This window comes from Geminocystis sp. M7585_C2015_104, from assembly GCA_015295805.1.
Classification (GTDB): Bacteria; Cyanobacteriota; Cyanobacteriia; order Cyanobacteriales; family Cyanobacteriaceae; genus DVEF01.
Map to the genome: position 1 here is coordinate 1 of DVEF01000038.1, position 16,635 is coordinate 16,635.

Consider the following 16,635-nt stretch of genomic DNA (forward strand, 5'->3'; position numbering starts at 1 on the left):
ACTAATGGCAAACAGGTAAATGTAAAGCAAAATGAGAGGGATGAATGGCAGATAGGATTTCATGATTCTCTGAGTCAACCCCCACTGAGGCAAAAAAATCATAATCATCCAGAGGGGAATTACATATAAATTAGCCAAACTAAATAAAAGATTTAACTCCATTATTCACCTCATAGAATTGGCAATCAATTTGGGCGTCTTCGGCTGTCTTGTTTGATGGCAACAGACTGTGGTGGGAGTAGCAATACAATCAAAATACCCGTCGGCTGGTTAATGGTTAAAAAGTTGGCTGACTACAGCCAGTGAGTGGTGGCGGATGACTGTATGTAGTTGTTTAGGGAATATTTCTTGGCAGACACCACTTGTGATGAATGGAGGTGGAAAAGACATCTCCGGTTGTTTTATTTGGTAGCAGGCGGTGGGAAGGCCAATAAAATGAATTGTTAGACGACTAACGGGGAAATAGAAACTGGTTGGCGGCAGACTACTAGGCTGGTTAGTAGAGTTAAAGTGAGTGGTGGCGGCTATTATTCCCAAGGGTAAATAGATGCATATAGTTAGTCTTGGGGTTTTAGCTTGTTATATCACAAATCCGTCTCCGATACCATTAGCAAAAATAGGTTGTGATGGAGAGGCAAACAAATGAATGGCTAGAAAAAAGATGTATCTTTCAGTTAAATGTTAGTTTGGTTTACCCTAGTTGACTAGACACACATTTTGATTTGATGGGAGTGCCAAAAAAAATAAATAAATTACTACAAAGCAGGGAGGAAACAGGAATAGATATTGTCAGCTAGTGGTAGATTGTTATTGGCAGACAGAGATAATGGTAACGGGTGGGTAGGGGTAAGAAATAGCTAAACTTAGCTTCAGCTAGCCTGTCACAATAAGGGGAAAGGGATTGTGAGAAATGTGACGAGTTAACCACAACACACAAGCCAACACACAACAGGGGGGTAAAAACAGCAGGGTGATGGCATACTAACTTTCATGGTAATTGGCAGACATTGGCTGTGGAGAAATACATACCGGCTGGCTTGTTAACAGAAACCACTGGTGGCAGCTACACAGGTGTATGATTTTGTTGAATTGGGGTGGAATATTATTAATGTGGTTATTTGTGGGAATACTCTTGATAGACTGGGGTTGTGGCGGGGGTGTGAGGGAGTAAAGGCTGTATGGAATTGGCTTTAACAATATACCAGCGTAGATGTCAACAGGCAGACAACTGGGGGGTATATGTTTTAGTTGTTGGTAGAATGCCAGTTTTAGGCTTTGCTAAAGACAAGTTTTTAGGCAGACGCTATTGAGGCAAGTGAATTATTACACTACCAGCCGAAAAATATGATATGGGATGGTGGTAGACTGTCAGTAGATGATTGATAGACAGACACCAATGGTGGCTATGCCCACAAAAAGACAAGTGGGGGAAAATAGATACTGTTAGCCTTTGGCATAAATGGATGGCGGTGGGAATAATATCGGTAGGTAGGTAGCAGTGACGATGGAAGTTTTAGATTGGGGTGTTAATGGATTGTGAGGGGGATATCAACAACGGGCAAACCACTGGGGGGAAAATGTATATTGTTAAAGGAGGTGTCTAGTAAAAAAAAAGCTTTGGTGAAGATGCCAGTGAAATGGGAAACTAAAATACAATTGGGGAGAATGCATACTTACTAGCCTATGACATACTCTTGTTAGTATACAGAAGGGATTTAGAGAGCAAACAGATGAAATAAAATCAATTAAACTGGAAGAATGGGCATTAGGCATGGGAAGCTATTGGCAGACTTTTGTTGTTGTAATGGCTTGTGGCGGATTTTAGTGGTGGGTTACAAGAAGAGACATTGTTGACAGTGAATGGTGGTGGTGGCAGCCTTAGTGGAGAAAGGTGTTTTTGTTTTACTGATAGACAGGCGGAGGTAATGGCATTGTTAAAGGAAGTTAAGACAAGTAACGGGGGAATAGATATTTTCGTGATGGCAATAGGTAGTCATTGGGGTGTATTGTCAGCCACTGCTTGGCATGCAGGCATAGGTGGGAATGGATATGTCAGTAGTCTAGGGAAAGTAGATAGATAATAAGTAGACATGGCTGTTTTCAGCCACTGCCAAAGACTGTGGTGGGTGTAATAGTAATCCTAAGGGAATATATTTTGTTAGCTACCCGTTGACAGGCATTGTTTGTGGATAGCAATAGTAGTATTGAATAATAAATAGACGAGTTGAGGGGAAGTTGTGGTGGTGTTATTTAAGAGTCAGTGATATAACCTACAGTGGCGGGGGGTTGTGTTGAGGATACCAAGGGGTTGATGAGGGAGTGAAAAAAAAGACGCATTGTAGCTGTGTCGGATTGAAGAGATGGTTTTGTTGTGACATTTTGACAGGGGTAGTGGGGGGGAAAAAGGGTAAGCAGATGGATATGAAAAAGGGGGATTATCTTGGGAATACTGGTTTTGAAGATGCTTTAGAGAAACATAAGTTTAAACGGCAAATAGCCTTTTGATAGAGAGGTGTTTGAGAGGATAGCTAAGTGGTATTGGCATGGATAAGGGGTGTGGATGGGGAAGGGGAATTAAATGACTTCCTCCTTATGTCTTTTCGTATAAATCTGTGTTACATAATTTTATACAATAACGATTTCACTTTGGGGATTGGGTTTTTGATGTATTTACGACAAGAAAGGGAATTTATTTAGAAAAATTTATGTAGTATGCTGTACCTTAAAGATGGGAAAGGATTTGGAAATATAGTCATTAATGCTGGCATTCAAACATATTTCTCTGTCTTTTTTTCCCATGGCGTTGGCAGTGATGGCAATGATATATGGCTGGTGGAAAAGATTTTTACGAATATAAAGTGGCTTCTAAAATATCCATCAGTGGCATTTGTATGTCCATTAGGACTAATTGATACTGTTTTGTTTCCACGGCGGCAATAACTTCTAAACCGTATTATCACATATCTGCATTCAATCCCAGTTTTTGCAGAGTGGGTAAGGCTACCCTACTCATTGACATTGACTTTGTTGTCTTCTGCTGGGAGAATAAGACACTTAAGGATATTGGGTTTTAATAAGGAAGTCATCACTACTTTGGAAAAACAAGAGGTTAAAATAAAAAGTTAAACCCCCTCATTGATTTCACAAGACGTTTACTAGTAACTAAACCTAAACCTGTGCTTCCATATCTGCCAGAAGTAAAGGCATCCACCTGGTAGGAGGGTTGAAAAAGACGCTTCATTCTATTTCTGTTTCTACCACTGTTTCTACCACCTGCTTGCCATCTAGGGGTTGCATCCCCCTGAAAGTGACGAGGAAGTTGAGGATTATATTGATAGCCAAGCCGTATCTGTCTTTCTTGTGTCTGGAGGGTAAAAAACGGATGACGTCTTCTACTGTTTCCAATAAAGAGATTTTGCCTCTAATTTTAGTTTCCCTGATTCGACTTTGGAGTAGTCGAGGATGTCATTGATAATAACCAGTAGATTCTTGCCATACTGACAAATGGTTTTCACATAATCCTCTTGTTGGAAAGTGAGGAGTGTTTCCACTAATAGGTGTACTGGTTTCATGACTCATGATGGCAAGAAATTAACTTTTTGCCCTATTTGCTAATTGCATTTCTTTTTTTTTTGCTTTTTTTTTGCCTCTTCCAACTCCTGGTTTTGCAAGGCTAGTTGTTGTAGTTTTCTTTCCTCTTTGGATGGCAAATTTGTTCAGGCAATAGAAATTCCCAACTGTAATGCCACCGCTTTTAGTGATTCTATCTCTTCTCCTGTATAATTGTGGGTGTGTTGACAATAAATCAACGCGATACAACCATTAGCTATTCCCCGGTAAAAAGTACCACATATCAACAGGGATTTAAAATGCAAAAAATTAAGCCAATTCCGATTAGACAGCGACTGCAAGAAGGGATTGAATACCAGACTGTTTTCTATACAACAAGTCTTGCCCTACATATTCGGAAACACAAACTATTCTCTCTGGCATTCTATAACCCTTTTCTTTGGCACAGGCAAAGATGGGAGTTTTATGTACTGCTAGGATTTTTCCATATTCCCGGCAGCATTGGTGAATATTTCTTCTGGATTAACACTCTGAAGAGTTTTGTCTGTTATTTTCCTTAACAAAATACTTTTATTAAGTTGTTTTTGTAATTATTGGTCGGTGCGGATGTGCTAGTCTATATTAGTGCCAGAACCAATATAAACCATAAAATTGCCCGCAGCATCGTAGCGGGGAATATCCACTTCCAAAAGCCAATAGTGTCTGCCGAGGGTTATTGGAAACTTTTATGGCATGACTGCAGGTATAAATCCACATCACTGGGGTGGATGCGGTTTATCCAGCCGCCATTGGTTTCTTCTGTGGGGGTTTTGCCTATAAAATCCAACCGGGCTTTGTTAAGATAGATGCGGTTACTGTCTTTGTTAGCCAACCATATTAAAACCGGTGCGTTGTCTGCCATTGTCTGGAAACGTTTTCCACTCCCCTCTTTTAGTCTCTTGATAATGTCATTGGCAATGGCAAGGAATAACTGTTTCCCCCTTAAAACCAGTATTGACTGCCATCTCGACGACGATAGCTGGTTTGAAATGGGATAGTTTCCCTCCCCCTGAGAGAGGTTGTAACAGTTGACGAAAACTAGTCTCATGGAATTGGGGTTTTATACTAGGGAAGGTCATTGTCAAAAAGGTATCTAAATCATAACCCAAACGCTAGCGCACTATGATTAGTATACTGAAACTTCCAACCCTCGATGGATTTTTTCTTCCATCGCCACTTTCTTACTCATATCCCTCAAAATGCTGGGAATGGAAATGGAGAGGGAGGTGGGAAATTCACTGCCATTTTTACGACGTCTGTTGTCTGCCACGCGTCGACTTTGCCTTGATTTGCTTTTTCAAATTCTTCCACATGGCGACTATGTGCCTCAATATAACGTTCGGGGATTAATATGTCTAGGGATTTGCCAATTATTTCTTCTGCTTTGCAGCCAAATATCTTTTCGGAGCCCTTTAAAGAGTATAATTTCTTGTGCCTCATTGATGGAGATAATAACACCACTGGCCACTTCTAGAATTCCCGTCAAGTTTGTCTGAGTATGTTGTAGTCGGGCCTAAGTTCTTTTTGAATTCAATTAATTCTCCCCTATAACGCCAATTGGCGCTTTGTAATTTCTCGGTGCCTTGGGCTACTTTTTCTTCCAGTTTTTTTGATATTCCCGTAATTGTTATAACAAAAATAAAATGGTAGCCTGTTGAATGCCAATGGCTAATTGCACACATAGTTGTAATTCAATTTCTTCTTCCAGCCATTTGCGAGGTTTTTGACAATCATGGATAGTCAGCAATCTCCACAACCATCTGAAAACCGATGGGGAAATCTTGAAAACAATAGGAGATAGATTTGTCTACCACAACGTCTTGGACAATTTGTGGTTGCCGGCGGGAAGGGGTTTGCGGGTATTCATTTCCGATAGACAGACAATACTCACGGATGGCTTCTACGGCTATGTAGTGGTTAGCGATATCTTATAGACAGTAGACGATAACCCTATCGGCGGATAACAGCAGCAAGAATTCATCCACCGTGGTTTGAAGGATAGTATTTAAGTTTAGAGAATAACGAGTTTTTAGGACAAGGAAAGCGATTAGTTTACCTGGTGGCGGATTTGAGATTTTGTTTTTGTTGTGCCAACAGTTGTCGTAATAAAAAGGTTTTCTCGGTTTGTAAGACTTCCACCCATTTTTGCAACACTTGAATCATCCCCTTTCTGTAAATCTCCTGCTTCATCTGCCACCACCCACTGGAGGGCGGAATCCATTTTCGGACATAATGAGATTGGCATTCCAGAGGGTTTCTTTCAGGGTGGTTGTCATCACCTCTGCAGCAGTTGTTTGACTGAAATTGTATTGTAAACTATATCTCTTATAATGCCTATGGGGTTGGAAGTTTTTCTGTCCGTTTCTTCGCCCATTACGACACAACTGAAGCGATTTTTACCCAAAAGAAGTGACAATTTCTCTCAGCCTCTGATGGGGATAGCAGTGGACTACGTTTCGTCCCAGTTGAAGACTGCTTCTAGTAGTGAGGTGGTGATTCCCAACACTTCCTGCTTCTCATGGACAATGGGGAGATGACGGATTTGGTATTTCTTAAGAACATCATTTCCTCGGCGGGTAATTTAATTAATTCTTTCGTAATTACCCGGGCAACGGTTATTTTTTCTAGGGTTAACATTTTGGTGGAAAATCTAACTATGTCCCTTTCTGTTGCCAGGCCCACTAGCTGGTTTTAATTCATTACGAGGGCAAAACTTATTTCCTTTCCCCCCGTTTTTTGCTATCAAAATTCCATTGTTATTGGTCTGGATTTATAAGAGGAAAACCTGATTTTAAACTATTACTAAAACCTATGATAAAACGTTGCAAATTCTGTTATAATAACCATCATTTTGAGGCATATTTCTGATTTTAATATAGCCCTATTGCCTGATTTTTAAACCTCATTCAAACTGCCACAGTTGTGTAATTTTTTCTGTCTATTGTCGGCTAGATCCAGTTTTTTTCGACTTTCTTGGTAGTGAATGGAAAGATTAAGAAAAAAGATTATCGCCACGAGGCGTCAAATAATTCTCCCCCAGTGGTTATAACTCGGGGGTGTTTGTATGTGGTGAGAGGAAATCAAGATAGAGGGGCTTATTGAGTTTTAAATTGTACAACAATACCGTGCCCCTATTGGTAGTTATAATGCTTGATTTTCTCCTTTATTTACTTGAGTTACACGGCGCACATTCAATACATCAGAGATATTTTTGATTCTGGTAATAGCTTCTGTAAACTGTCTATAGTCTGTAACATCAATGGTGAGGGAGATAATGGCGGGTTTGCCGGCATGGGTTTTAACGGAGGCGTGGCTGACATTGATGTTTAAATCACTTAGCCTCCCTAGTATATCTCTGAGGATGCCCACCCTGTCAATGGTTTCAATTACTATGTCTACGGGGTAAGTTAGACTACGACGGGGGGTGTCGTTTTTATAACAATTCCAAGAAACGGGGATAAGTCTTTCAGGTGGTATGTTTTGAAGATTAGGACAATCCCGATGATGAATAGAAATACCGCGGGTATTGGTAACGACACCAATAATATTTTCTCCGGGTAGAGGTTTACAACAGCCAGCAATGTGATATAACAACCCTTCGATGCCAGAGATAGGGTATTTGCCATTATCTTCCTGGCGGTATTCCCTATTAGCAGTGCCAGTGAAGGAGGTGTCGGCAAGTAGTTGGGATTTATCCGACTGGGATTGTTTATTTTCTTCCCTGAGACGATTGATAACCTGAGTACAAGTTATCTCACCATAGCCCAAGGCTGCCAACAAGTCGTCTACCTTTTGAAAATTGAATTTTTGGGCTACCCGCTGCATTATATCAGATTTTAAAAGAGACTCTAGCCCCGCATTGCCCAATTCTCTTTCTAATAATTCCCGTCCTCGGTTAATATTTTCTTCCCGATGGTATTTTTTGAACCACTGACGTATACGGTTTCTGGCGGTGGGGGTGACAACAAAGTTTAGCCAATCGAGACTTGGATGACTGTTATTAGAGGTGATGATTTCTACTATATCCCCATTTTGCAACGGCTGATCCAGGGGTGACCATTTGCCATTGACCCTGGCACCCTTCATGTGGTTTCCTATTTCACTGTGGATATGATAGGCGAAATCTACTGGTGTTGCCCCTCTGGCCAAAGCAATTACATCCCCGTTGGGAGTGAAAACATAAACATCGTCGTCGAAGAGATTTTCTTTCAGGTTGTCCACGTATTCTTGTGCATCTTTTAAGTCTTTTTGCCAGTCCAATAGTTGTCGCAGCCAGGTAAATTTTTGATCTATTTGTGACCAGCGATTGGAATTAGAATTTCCTGCCTCTTTGTATTTCCAGTGGGCAGCAATTCCATATTCTGCTATGTAGTGCATTTCCAGGGTCCTAATTTGGATTTCTAGGGGACGTCCATTGGTGTTAAATACAGTGGTGTGGAGAGACTGGTATAAATTAGGTTTGGGCAAGCCGATGTAGTCTTTGAACCTACCAGGGATAGGACGAAAAGCGTCATGGACAACGGCTAGGGCGCGATAACACTCCTCTTTAGTATTAACAATAATTCTTACGGCGGCAATGTCATAAATCTGGTCAAATTCCTTATTCTGACGTACCATTTTCTGGTAGATGCTATAGAGGTGTTTTGGCCTTCCCTTTATTTCGATAGGGTTAATTCCAATTTGCTTCAAACGTTCGGCAATAATTCTGATCACCTGTTCGATTCTTGCTTCTCTCTCCGCTCTTTTTTCTGCTACTAAATGTTTGATGGTATTATAGGCTTCTGGCTCAAGATATTTGAAGGCTAAATCCTCTAGTTCCCACTTAAATTGCCATATACCTAAACGATTGGCTAAGGGGGCAAAAATATCTCTAGTTTCCTGGGCAATTTGACGTTGTTTTTCTGGAGGTAAAAAATCAAGAGTGCGCATGTTATGTAATCTGTCGGCCAACTTGACAAGAATGACTCTTATGTCTTGAGCCATAGCCATAAACATGCGGCGGAAATTTTCGGCCTGTCTCTCGGTTTTACTAGAAAAATTAAACTTAGATAATTTAGTTACCCCCTCTACTAAACGACGGACATTTTTGCCGAACATTTCCTCTATTTCTTCTAGGGTAGTGGGGGTATCTTCTACCACGTCATGCAACAAGCCTGCGGCAATCATTTCACTATCTCCCCCCAAATCTCTTAGTAATTCCGCAACGGCAATGGGGTGCGCAATGTATGGCTCACCGGATTTTCGGAATTGTCCCTCGTGGAGGGAATAGGCAAATTGGAAGGCACGACAAATGAGATTATTATCCTGGTTGTTTTGGTCTCCCAGCAGACACTCATTCAACCAGTCCGGGATTTTTACATTGTATTTAACGGCTGGGGTTGCCGTGTTGTCTTTTGTTGTTTGTTGGGTTGTTAGAGTGGTGGGACTCATAACTTTTCCTCTTTAGTTACTCAATTTTTTAGGTATAATTATTCGGTGACAGTAGGACTTTAAATCCCTTTGAAAATGGTGGCCAATAAGCCTAGTCCACCCGATTAACCCCCCTCGGTTTTGGGTGGTTTTGTTGGCAACTGTCGTCTTTTTTCGTCTTTTTTTTTGGAAACGCCAACATCCCCGATTACCTTCTTTTTTTTCCCGATAATCGGGTGGTTGTTTTCCTGTTAGTATTTTCCTACTTTAAGGGCTCATGCCCGAGTTAGATTAGTTTATTCAATTGTAGCTCAGTTTTGTATAAATGTTGCCTAAGTCACAGAGAGAAACAGTAGAGGAATGGCTGAAGTTGGCCCAACAGTTCCAGACAACCCTGAATGGCCGCCAGGAGAGAACAATGGTAATGAAGCAGTGGGAGGAACTAAAACAACAGTTCCATAGCCGAATTCTTCCCCTGACGGAAAATCCGCGTTTACTGGCCTGGGTAAGGGAAACTCATCGCCTTCTAAGAATCCTGGACACTCAGCTTCTCTTCTGGACCTCTGCCCGGGGGGAAGAGAGCCAACGACGTCATATGGCTATTTTTCAACAACTCCTCCAACAGCTTTTGACACTCACTCCCCCTCTGTAACTTTTTGTACTACTAAGCTCTCGGGCTACAAAAAGGAATTAAAGTGAAAAAATGGGAAAAATTTTCTGGGAAAAACTATTGACAAATCGAAAAAAAAAGGGTATTTTTTCTAATAGTAGCAAGGACAGTGGGGTATTCTGACCAAAATTGGCCAGTAGGTATAAATACACCCCCACTTTGGGGTTTGGGTAACTTAATAGGGGTGGAAGTAGAAGGCAAGGGCGATGATAGTATAAGTGGCTAATAGGAGTATCCCCTCCAGCCAGTTGCAATTGCCGTCGGCACTGATGGAATTGGCGATGAGGACAGCAACGGCCACCGCCACCAGTTCAAAGGGGTTGAAGTTCAAGTCCATGGGTTGTCCTATCAGCCAGCCGACGATTACTAGTACTGGCGCCACAAATAGGGCGATTTGCAGACTGGAGCCAACGGCTACGGAGACAGATAGGTCCATTTTGTCTTTGATGGCGACAGTAATGGCGGTAGCATGTTCAGCAGCGTTGCCGATAATGGGCAAAAAGATTACTCCTGTGAATAGGGGCGACAGTCCTAGACTTTCTGTGGCTGCTTCTAAGGAGTCTACCAGAAGTTCCGATTCTACTGCCACCCCGACTGTTACCAGGAAGAGGATAAGTGTCCAAAGTGCTAGACTTGGTTTTTTTTCTAACCCCTCCTCTTTCACTTCTATGTCCGCCTCCGCTACCTGGTATAGGTAGGAGTGGGTTTTCATGGAAAACAGTAGGCTTAACAGATAAACGGAAATTAGTACTATTGCCACCGCCACTGATAGGGCTTGCATGGTGGTGGGGGGGATGCCGTCGGAGGTGAAGGCTACGGCGGTGGGGAGGAGAATGGCAATTACTGCCAGAGTCATGGTGGAAGCGTTTAGACGTGCCACACTGGGTTGGAAATTTTGTTCCTTGTAACGGATTCCTCCCAAAAACATGGCAAATCCCATTACTAAAAGCAAATTTCCTATTATTGACCCAGTCAGTGTGGCTTTTACTACCTGTATCAATCCGCTTTTAAGGGCTACAATGGCCAATATCAGTTCTGTGGCATTGCCGAAGGTGGCGTTTAACAAACCGCCTATATTTGGCCCTGTTACCAGGGCTATATTTTCTGTTGCTTCCCCCATGTATGCTGCCAGGGGTATAATTGCCAGAGCTGCACTAAGAAAAACTATGGTTTCATTCCAGTGGAAATACTCGGCTGCGAGGGAGACGGGAATAAAGGCCAACAACAGGGCAAAAATTTGATTCTTATTCATACCTTTTACCTTTTCTGTCACCGGCATTGTAGCAGTTTTATGCCAATCTTACAATATCTCTTCTTGGCCAATATTGTTAACTCTATTTTCTGGTTATGCCAAGGCCTTTTTTTTTTACATTTTCCGGTGCAACTCTGAGAAGGTTTAGGATTTTTTTTCGAACCTATACAATTTCCAGTTATCCGCTGATGTAAGCCCTGCCTGGGGTTTTACTATAGGAAAATGGGAGGATTTGTTGCAGCATTTTTAGGGTATAATAATCGGGATAGTAGAGATAGGTATGCTAATGAAAATACTACTAATAAGTAACGGCCATGGCGAAGATTTAAACGCTAGTTTAATAGGGGAAAAGTTGCGCGTTTTAGACTCCAGAATCGAGATAGACGCGTTTCCCATTGTAGGAATTGGAGAGAGCTACATTAGGAGGAATATACCCATAGTTTCTCCCGTCAAAAAAATGCCTTCTGGTGGCTTTATTTATCTCAATCCTATTAATCTTTTCAAAGACTTGTCCGCCGGACTTATTCTCCTTACCCTAAAACAGTTAAATGCCCTATACGGAATTAGGGATAACTATGACTTTGTGGTATCAGTAGGGGATACTGTTTCTCTACTGTTTGCCTATATGAGTGGCAGAGGATTCGTGTCGTTTTTAGTATCATATTCCAGTCACTACGAGGGGAAATTGAGACTATCTCCTTTGGATAGATTCATCCTCAATTCTTGCCGTTGTTTCCAAGTATTTACCAGGGATAAGTTTACTGCAGAGGATTTGACTAGACAGGGCCTAAAAAAGGTTTTATACGAGGGTTATCCCATTCTGGATACAATCAGCCAAAAAACTAACCTAAAACACCCCTCTAAAAAGATGGTAGCCCTGCTGCCGGGTAGTCGTTTACCTGAGGCTTTAGATAATCTTGCTATCCAACTGAGGGTGTGTGAAATTTTAGTAGAAAGATATGGGGCAGCCTGGCAGTTTTGTGGAGCAATAGTGCCCAGCATAACTGATGGTTTGCTTTCTGAGTTAGCAGAGAGGATAAAATGGGAATACACTCCGGGTAAGTTAAGAAAAAAAGGGGTAGAAGTGGGAGTTTATTATGAGCTATTTGGGGATATAATTAGCCAGTGTGATGTGGCGATTGGCATGGCTGGAACTGCAGTGGAACAAGCAGTAGGAATGGGGAAGCCTGTGGTACAAATTCCCGGTAATGGTCCTCAGTTTACCTATCGTTTTGCCGAGGCTCAACAGCGTTTGTTGGGACTAAATGTATTGACGATAAAACCTTACTTAAGTTTAGAAAAAAGGTGTGAAGAAGCAGCGGAAAAGATAAGCTCTATAGTTAATGATGAGGTATTTTTGAAGAAATGTGCGGAAAATGGCAAGGAGAGAATTGGGGAAGCGGGAGGTTCAACAAGAATAGCAAAAAGAATTTTAGCTTTGCTCAATAACAGTTGAATACTATAATAATTTATCCATTTAGCAAGAGGGAGAACAAATATGTTCGAATGGAGGGTAATTGAAGGAGGGATAACAGCCCCAAAGGGGTTTAAATCATCAGGGATAGCAGCAGGTTTGAAAGCCTCGGGGTTGCCAGATTTGGCCCTAATTTGGTCAGAAACTGAGGCTATTGCCGCGGGGGTTTTTACCACCTCTGCCGTAAGGGCAGCCTGTGTAGATTATTGTCGCCAAAAATTACAAAAAAAGGCCACCGCTAGGGCAATTTTATGTAACTCTGGACAGGCAAATGCGGCAACGGGAAAACAGGGATGGGAAGACGCCCTAACATGTGCCTCGGCTTTGGCTCAAACTCTTAGAATTGATGCTGACAGCATCCTGTTAGCCTCTACAGGGGTGATTGGCGAGAGAATCAAAATGGATGCCCTCCTACGGGCTATACCACGTCTGGTGGCGGAGTTATCAGAAAATGGCAGTGAGGCGACGGCAAGGGCGATTATGACTACTGATTTAGTACCTAAGTCTATTGCCCTGGAAACCACCATCGACAACCGCCCAGTGCGTATCGGCGGCATTGCCAAGGGCTCGGGGATGATTCACCCCAATATGGCCACCATGTTAGCATTTATCACCTGTGATGGGCTAGTGTCTACTCAACTGTGGCAGAAAATGCTAAAACACGCAGTGGAGCTTAGTTTCAATCAAATTACAGTGGACGGGGACACTAGCACCAATGATACCGTAATTGCCTTGGCCAATGGACAGTCTCGCACCCCCACCATCACCCAATTGGACGAAAATGGCCTCAAATTACAGGCTTTGCTGACCGAAGTATGTCAGTATTTAGCAAAAGCTATAGCAAGAGACGGAGAGGGGGCAACCTGTCTTATTGAGGTGGAGGTGAGTGGCGCGCCAGATGACGCCGCCGCCAGACAAATTGCCCGCACCATTGTGGGCTCAAACCTAGTAAAGTCGGCCGTTTTCGGTCGTGATCCCAACTGGGGCAGAATCGCCGCCGCTGCCGGCAGGGCCGGTGTTCCCTTTAATCAGGAAGACTTGAAGATACAACTAGGTGACATAGTTCTTATGGAGAAAGGGCAACCTCTAAATTTTGACCGCCTCTCTGCTAGTGGGTATCTCCAACAGGCTGCCAGGGGGGAATATCTCAAAACTGATACTGTCCTTATCCGTGTATCCGTAGGTAATGGAACTGGAGTAGGCAAGGCCTGGGGTTGTGACCTTAGTTATGATTACGTAAGGATAAATGCGGAATACACTACCTAACTCATACCATCTAGCGACGACGGGGGATGTCATAGCGGAAAAAGTCATAGGCAGCAAGGGTGGCGGGAAAAATAGCCCTAGCCTCCGCTACTAAATCTTTCATTTGGATAGGGTTGCCAGGGGCATAACGGGGGCTAAAATGGGTTATAATTAGTTGTCTCACCCCAGCCGCCAATGCCACCTGTGCTGCCATGGTGGTGGTAGAATGTAGTTTTTCGAAGGCCATGGGGGCGTCTTGGTGAGCAAAGGTAGCCTCATGGACCAGCAAGTCCGCATCTCTAGCCAATTCTACCGCATTATCACAGTAGATGGTATCGGTGCAGTAGACGAACTTACGTCCTATTTCTTTAGGGCCACAAAAGTCCTTGCCTACAAACACCCTACCGTCTTCTAACACAATGGTTTCCCCAGCCTTTAGTCTACCATACAAGGGCCCTGGGGGGATGCCTGCCTTTTTCGCCTTTTCCACATTAAAGGGGCCAGGACGGTCTTTTTCTGCTACCCTATAACCATAGGTGGTAACTCGGTGTTTTAGGGGGAGACAGGTGACGGTGTATTCTGCATCTTCGTAGATGAGCCCTGGTTCTACGGTGTAGATTGTAACACCATAAGGAAAAGAGGTGTAAGAGTACTTCATACAGGCTTTTAGATAGGGCTCAATGCCGGGGGGGCCGTATATTTCGATTTTTTCCGCATGAGCCCCTAACCCACAACTAGCTAGTAGCCCCATTAAACCAAAAATATGGTCCCCATGCATGTGGGTAATGAAAATTTTTTTTATTTGCGATATTCTTAGGTCGCTACGGAGGAATTGATGTTGGGTGCCTTCTCCACAGTCAAATAACCAGATTTCTCCTCTTTGCAGTAATCTCAGGGCCACTGCAGACACATTCCTAGTTTTAGTGGGCACCCCCGAACTGGTGCCTAAGAAAGTCACTTCCACTATTTTGTACTACTAATATACCTAAGAATTAGACTTATTAGCCTATAATACCACTACTCCAGGCCAGGACGTTTTTTGGGGAGAGGGTGGAGCCGTTCTAGTTTTCGCAACCACAGACCGCTAGCTACTGCTACAATGAGAGATAACCAGCCTGTGAGGGGTTTTAGCAGTAAAAAGCCTCCTAAGGCGAACATACTGCCAAAAAGCAAAAACAGGGAGGCGATTACCTTCATCAGGTCCAGTGTCAGGTTTTGCAGAGGTGTTACGCCAGTGGCTAGCTGTTGTTTTCGCCAGCCTATTCCGGCAGGGCGCACTCGCAGGTAGAATTGGTTGAGGGTTTCTTCTGACTCGGGGGGTGTAAGATACATAGCCGTAATCCAGACAACGGCGGTAAGGAGGGAAATAGTAATCAGTCTCCAGCCAAAGTCTGTGGGGAAAAGATTGAGATTAGGGATGGAACTCAGTAGGCCTATAATAAAACCAGCCACCATGGCTGCTAATTCTGCGGCGGCGTTTATCCGCCACCAGTACCATCTCAGAATCAATACTAGTCCCGGGCCTGTACCAATGGCTATTACGAGTCGAAACACGGTGGCTACGTCTTGGGCAAAAAAGGCGGCTAAAGCCCCAAGAAACGTCACAATTACCGAGGCAATTCTCCCTACTAATACTAATTCTGCTTGGGAGGCTTGTGGGGAAATAAAGCGACGGTATAAATCATTGGTAAGATAAGATGCACCCCAGTTGATGGAGGTGGAAACTGTACTCATAAAGGCTGCCATTAGGGAGGCTACCACCAGCCCCAAAAGAAGGGGTGGCAGAAATTCTATCATCAACAGGGGATAGGCCAATTCTGGATCTTCTAGGTTAGGATAGACAACAATGGCCACTAAAGCCACTATAATCCATGGCCAGGTGCGGATTACATAGTTGAGGATATTGAAACACCAAGCAGCCTTTTCTGCCTCCTTCTCACTCCTCACAGACACCAGCCTTTGGATGAATTCCCCCCCTCCATCACTACGACGAAAACTCCACCATTGTACCAGTAGATAGGCAGCAAAAGTGCTTAAACTGATGCCAGCATTGTCTTTCAGGGGGAGGAAGGATAAAACGTCTATCTTGCTGTGGGCAGTTACAGCGGGGATTAACTGGTGGATACCGCCCACATGGTTGATGGCAAAAATAGCCACCACCATTGCACCCAATAAGGCTAGGAAAAATTGAAAAAAGTCAGTGACTACTACCCCCCACAGGCCGGAAAAACTGGAGTAGCCCAGCACTATAATACTAATTGCCACCACCGTCCACAATTTGCCATTGTCTCCTAACTGTAGTCCTAGACTTTCCCACAACTGGAGGGCAGCTATTACCTTCACCATGGCTAACATGGCATAGCCTATCCCAATACAGTTGATGGGCACAGCAAATAGAAAGGCTTTTGTAGCGCGTAAAATTGCGGCCATTTTACCCCCATAGCGGATTTCTGTCAATTCCGCATCTGTTAAAACCTCGGCCCTTCGCCACAGTCGCGCGAAAATATAGGTCATTACCACGTGGGTTATGGCAAAACTCCACCACTCCCAGTTGCCGGCTATTCCCCTCTTAGCTACTATGCCGCAGATGTATAGAGGAGTGTCAATGGAAAAAGTGGTAGCTGCCATACTAGTGCCGGCTAACCACCAGGGAAGGGAGCGTCCTGACACGAAAAAATCTTCTATACTTTTACTGGCACGTTTTGCTAACTTTATCCCCAGCCACAGGGTTATTACTAGATAGCAGATAACAACAATCCAGTCTATAATTTGCATGGATAAGATGCTTTTGTTTTCCTTTCCCTTGTCTACGATTATGGTGCTCTAATGGACTAATTTTCGACCTCTTTTTGTTAAAATGCTATCAGATGTCCTTTTATTGTCTATGGTTTGCGCTTCTTTGTCAATGATGGACTGAGCTACTTATAAAAGCCTATTGGTTTGGGGCGAGAAAACTGTCTACCCCTGCCTGGCCCC

The 16,635-nt window shown here is 43.2% G+C and carries 18 protein-coding genes; 6 read left to right on the forward strand and 12 right to left on the reverse strand.

Annotated features, from left to right (window positions below; genetic code table 11):
- Window positions 1-162 (reverse strand): DUF4281 domain-containing protein (locus IGQ44_04090; GenBank protein HIK37155.1); only part of this gene is annotated, 162 nt, incomplete at its 3' end.
- A 108-nt stretch (window positions 163-270) separates the two neighbouring features.
- Window positions 271-537, reverse strand: a complete 267-nt coding sequence (locus IGQ44_04095; protein ID HIK37156.1) for a hypothetical protein — start codon at window positions 535-537, stop codon at window positions 271-273.
- A 1,274-nt stretch (window positions 538-1,811) separates the two neighbouring features.
- Between IGQ44_04095 and IGQ44_04100 the strand changes: the two genes are divergently transcribed.
- Entirely contained in the window at window positions 1,812-2,081 is a 270-nt protein-coding gene (locus tag IGQ44_04100) for a hypothetical protein (GenBank protein HIK37157.1), read from the forward strand.
- Between the two features lie 1,156 nt (window positions 2,082-3,237).
- On the opposite strand, the gene IGQ44_04105 is transcribed toward IGQ44_04100, so the two are convergent.
- The 5 genes from IGQ44_04105 to IGQ44_04125 all read right to left on the reverse strand — a co-directional run bounded on the left by IGQ44_04105 (window position 3,238) and on the right by IGQ44_04125 (window position 5,049).
- Window positions 3,238-3,405: a hypothetical protein gene (locus IGQ44_04105; protein HIK37158.1), complete on the reverse strand. Its 168-nt coding sequence runs from the start codon at window positions 3,403-3,405 to the stop codon at window positions 3,238-3,240.
- On the reverse strand, window positions 3,393-3,572 hold the full coding sequence (locus IGQ44_04110; GenBank protein ID HIK37159.1) for a hypothetical protein: 180 nt from the start codon (window positions 3,570-3,572) through the stop codon (window positions 3,393-3,395). Before IGQ44_04110 ends, IGQ44_04105 begins: the two co-directional genes overlap by 13 nt.
- Before the next feature lie 19 nt (window positions 3,573-3,591).
- The gene (locus IGQ44_04115) at window positions 3,592-3,819 is read right to left on the reverse strand and encodes a hypothetical protein (protein ID HIK37160.1); all 228 of its coding nucleotides are present in this window, start codon (window positions 3,817-3,819) and stop codon (window positions 3,592-3,594) included.
- A 463-nt stretch (window positions 3,820-4,282) separates the two neighbouring features.
- Window positions 4,283-4,657, reverse strand: coding sequence for a PAS domain-containing protein (locus IGQ44_04120; GenBank protein ID HIK37161.1), 375 nt, complete (start codon window positions 4,655-4,657; stop codon window positions 4,283-4,285).
- A 146-nt stretch (window positions 4,658-4,803) separates the two neighbouring features.
- Window positions 4,804-5,049, reverse strand: coding sequence for a hypothetical protein (locus IGQ44_04125; protein HIK37162.1), 246 nt, complete (start codon window positions 5,047-5,049; stop codon window positions 4,804-4,806).
- A 341-nt stretch (window positions 5,050-5,390) separates the two neighbouring features.
- Here IGQ44_04125 and IGQ44_04130 point away from each other — a divergent pair, with 341 nt between their 5' ends.
- The gene (locus IGQ44_04130) at window positions 5,391-5,543 is read left to right on the forward strand and encodes a hypothetical protein (protein ID HIK37163.1); all 153 of its coding nucleotides are present in this window, start codon (window positions 5,391-5,393) and stop codon (window positions 5,541-5,543) included.
- A 118-nt stretch (window positions 5,544-5,661) separates the two neighbouring features.
- Here the strand turns inward: IGQ44_04130 and IGQ44_04135 are convergent, their stop codons facing one another.
- Window positions 5,662-5,799: a hypothetical protein gene (locus IGQ44_04135; protein HIK37164.1), complete on the reverse strand. Its 138-nt coding sequence runs from the start codon at window positions 5,797-5,799 to the stop codon at window positions 5,662-5,664.
- Between the two features lie 146 nt (window positions 5,800-5,945).
- Between IGQ44_04135 and IGQ44_04140 the strand changes: the two genes are divergently transcribed.
- Window positions 5,946-6,146, forward strand: coding sequence for a hypothetical protein (locus tag IGQ44_04140; protein ID HIK37165.1), 201 nt, complete (start codon window positions 5,946-5,948; stop codon window positions 6,144-6,146).
- Between the two features lie 604 nt (window positions 6,147-6,750).
- Here the strand turns inward: IGQ44_04140 and IGQ44_04145 are convergent.
- Complete coding sequence (locus IGQ44_04145) at window positions 6,751-9,039, reverse strand: bifunctional (p)ppGpp synthetase/guanosine-3',5'-bis(diphosphate) 3'-pyrophosphohydrolase (protein HIK37166.1); 2,289 nt, start codon at window positions 9,037-9,039, stop codon at window positions 6,751-6,753.
- Window positions 9,040-9,343: 304 nt separating this feature from the next.
- Between IGQ44_04145 and IGQ44_04150 the strand changes: the two genes are divergently transcribed.
- The gene (locus tag IGQ44_04150) at window positions 9,344-9,670 is read left to right on the forward strand and encodes an FCD domain-containing protein (GenBank protein HIK37167.1); all 327 of its coding nucleotides are present in this window, start codon (window positions 9,344-9,346) and stop codon (window positions 9,668-9,670) included.
- A 193-nt stretch (window positions 9,671-9,863) separates the two neighbouring features.
- On the opposite strand, the gene cax is transcribed toward IGQ44_04150, so the two are convergent.
- Window positions 9,864-10,940 carry a calcium/proton exchanger gene (gene cax / locus IGQ44_04155; protein ID HIK37168.1) on the reverse strand — a complete coding sequence of 359 codons (1,077 nt, stop codon included), beginning with the start codon at window positions 10,938-10,940 and terminating at the stop codon, window positions 9,864-9,866.
- 280 nt (window positions 10,941-11,220) lie between these two features.
- On the opposite strand from cax, the gene IGQ44_04160 reads away from it, so the two are divergent.
- Together IGQ44_04160 and argJ are read left to right on the forward strand one after the other, a co-directional pair.
- Window positions 11,221-12,396 carry a hypothetical protein gene (locus IGQ44_04160; protein HIK37169.1) on the forward strand — a complete coding sequence of 392 codons (1,176 nt, stop codon included), beginning with the start codon at window positions 11,221-11,223 and terminating at the stop codon, window positions 12,394-12,396.
- A gap of 42 nt (window positions 12,397-12,438) precedes the next feature.
- Window positions 12,439-13,680 carry a bifunctional ornithine acetyltransferase/N-acetylglutamate synthase gene (argJ, locus tag IGQ44_04165; GenBank protein HIK37170.1) on the forward strand — a complete coding sequence of 414 codons (1,242 nt, stop codon included), beginning with the start codon at window positions 12,439-12,441 and terminating at the stop codon, window positions 13,678-13,680.
- 10 nt (window positions 13,681-13,690) lie between these two features.
- On the opposite strand, the gene IGQ44_04170 is transcribed toward argJ, so the two are convergent.
- A complete protein-coding gene (locus tag IGQ44_04170) occupies window positions 13,691-14,623 on the reverse strand; it encodes a ribonuclease Z (GenBank protein ID HIK37171.1) in 933 nt (310 codons plus the stop codon).
- A gap of 53 nt (window positions 14,624-14,676) precedes the next feature.
- A complete protein-coding gene (locus IGQ44_04175; GenBank protein HIK37172.1) occupies window positions 14,677-16,434 on the reverse strand; it encodes a Na+:solute symporter in 1,758 nt (585 codons plus the stop codon).
- Window positions 16,435-16,635: the final 201 nt, after the last annotated feature.

Excerpts from the sequence above, each read along its gene's own strand:
- IGQ44_04135 (HIK37164.1), bottom strand. The coding sequence starts at position 5,799 with ATGAAGCAGGAGATTTACAGAAAGGGGATGATTCAAGTGTTGCAAAAA.
- IGQ44_04140 (HIK37165.1), top strand. The coding sequence starts at position 5,946 with ATGGGGTTGGAAGTTTTTCTGTCCGTTTCTTCGCCCATTACGACACAA.
- IGQ44_04150 (HIK37167.1), top strand. The coding sequence starts at position 9,344 with ATGTTGCCTAAGTCACAGAGAGAAACAGTAGAGGAATGGCTGAAGTTG.
- IGQ44_04175 (HIK37172.1), bottom strand. The coding sequence starts at position 16,434 with ATGCAAATTATAGACTGGATTGTTGTTATCTGCTATCTAGTAATAACC.
- IGQ44_04145 (HIK37166.1), bottom strand. The coding sequence starts at position 9,039 with ATGAGTCCCACCACTCTAACAACCCAACAAACAACAAAAGACAACACG.
- IGQ44_04160 (HIK37169.1), top strand. The coding sequence starts at position 11,221 with ATGCTAATGAAAATACTACTAATAAGTAACGGCCATGGCGAAGATTTA.
- IGQ44_04125 (HIK37162.1), bottom strand. The coding sequence starts at position 5,049 with ATGAGGCACAAGAAATTATACTCTTTAAAGGGCTCCGAAAAGATATTT.
- IGQ44_04120 (HIK37161.1), bottom strand. The coding sequence starts at position 4,657 with ATGAGACTAGTTTTCGTCAACTGTTACAACCTCTCTCAGGGGGAGGGA.
- argJ (HIK37170.1), top strand. The coding sequence starts at position 12,439 with ATGTTCGAATGGAGGGTAATTGAAGGAGGGATAACAGCCCCAAAGGGG.
- IGQ44_04110 (HIK37159.1), bottom strand. The coding sequence starts at position 3,572 with ATGAAACCAGTACACCTATTAGTGGAAACACTCCTCACTTTCCAACAA.
- cax (HIK37168.1), bottom strand. The coding sequence starts at position 10,940 with ATGAATAAGAATCAAATTTTTGCCCTGTTGTTGGCCTTTATTCCCGTC.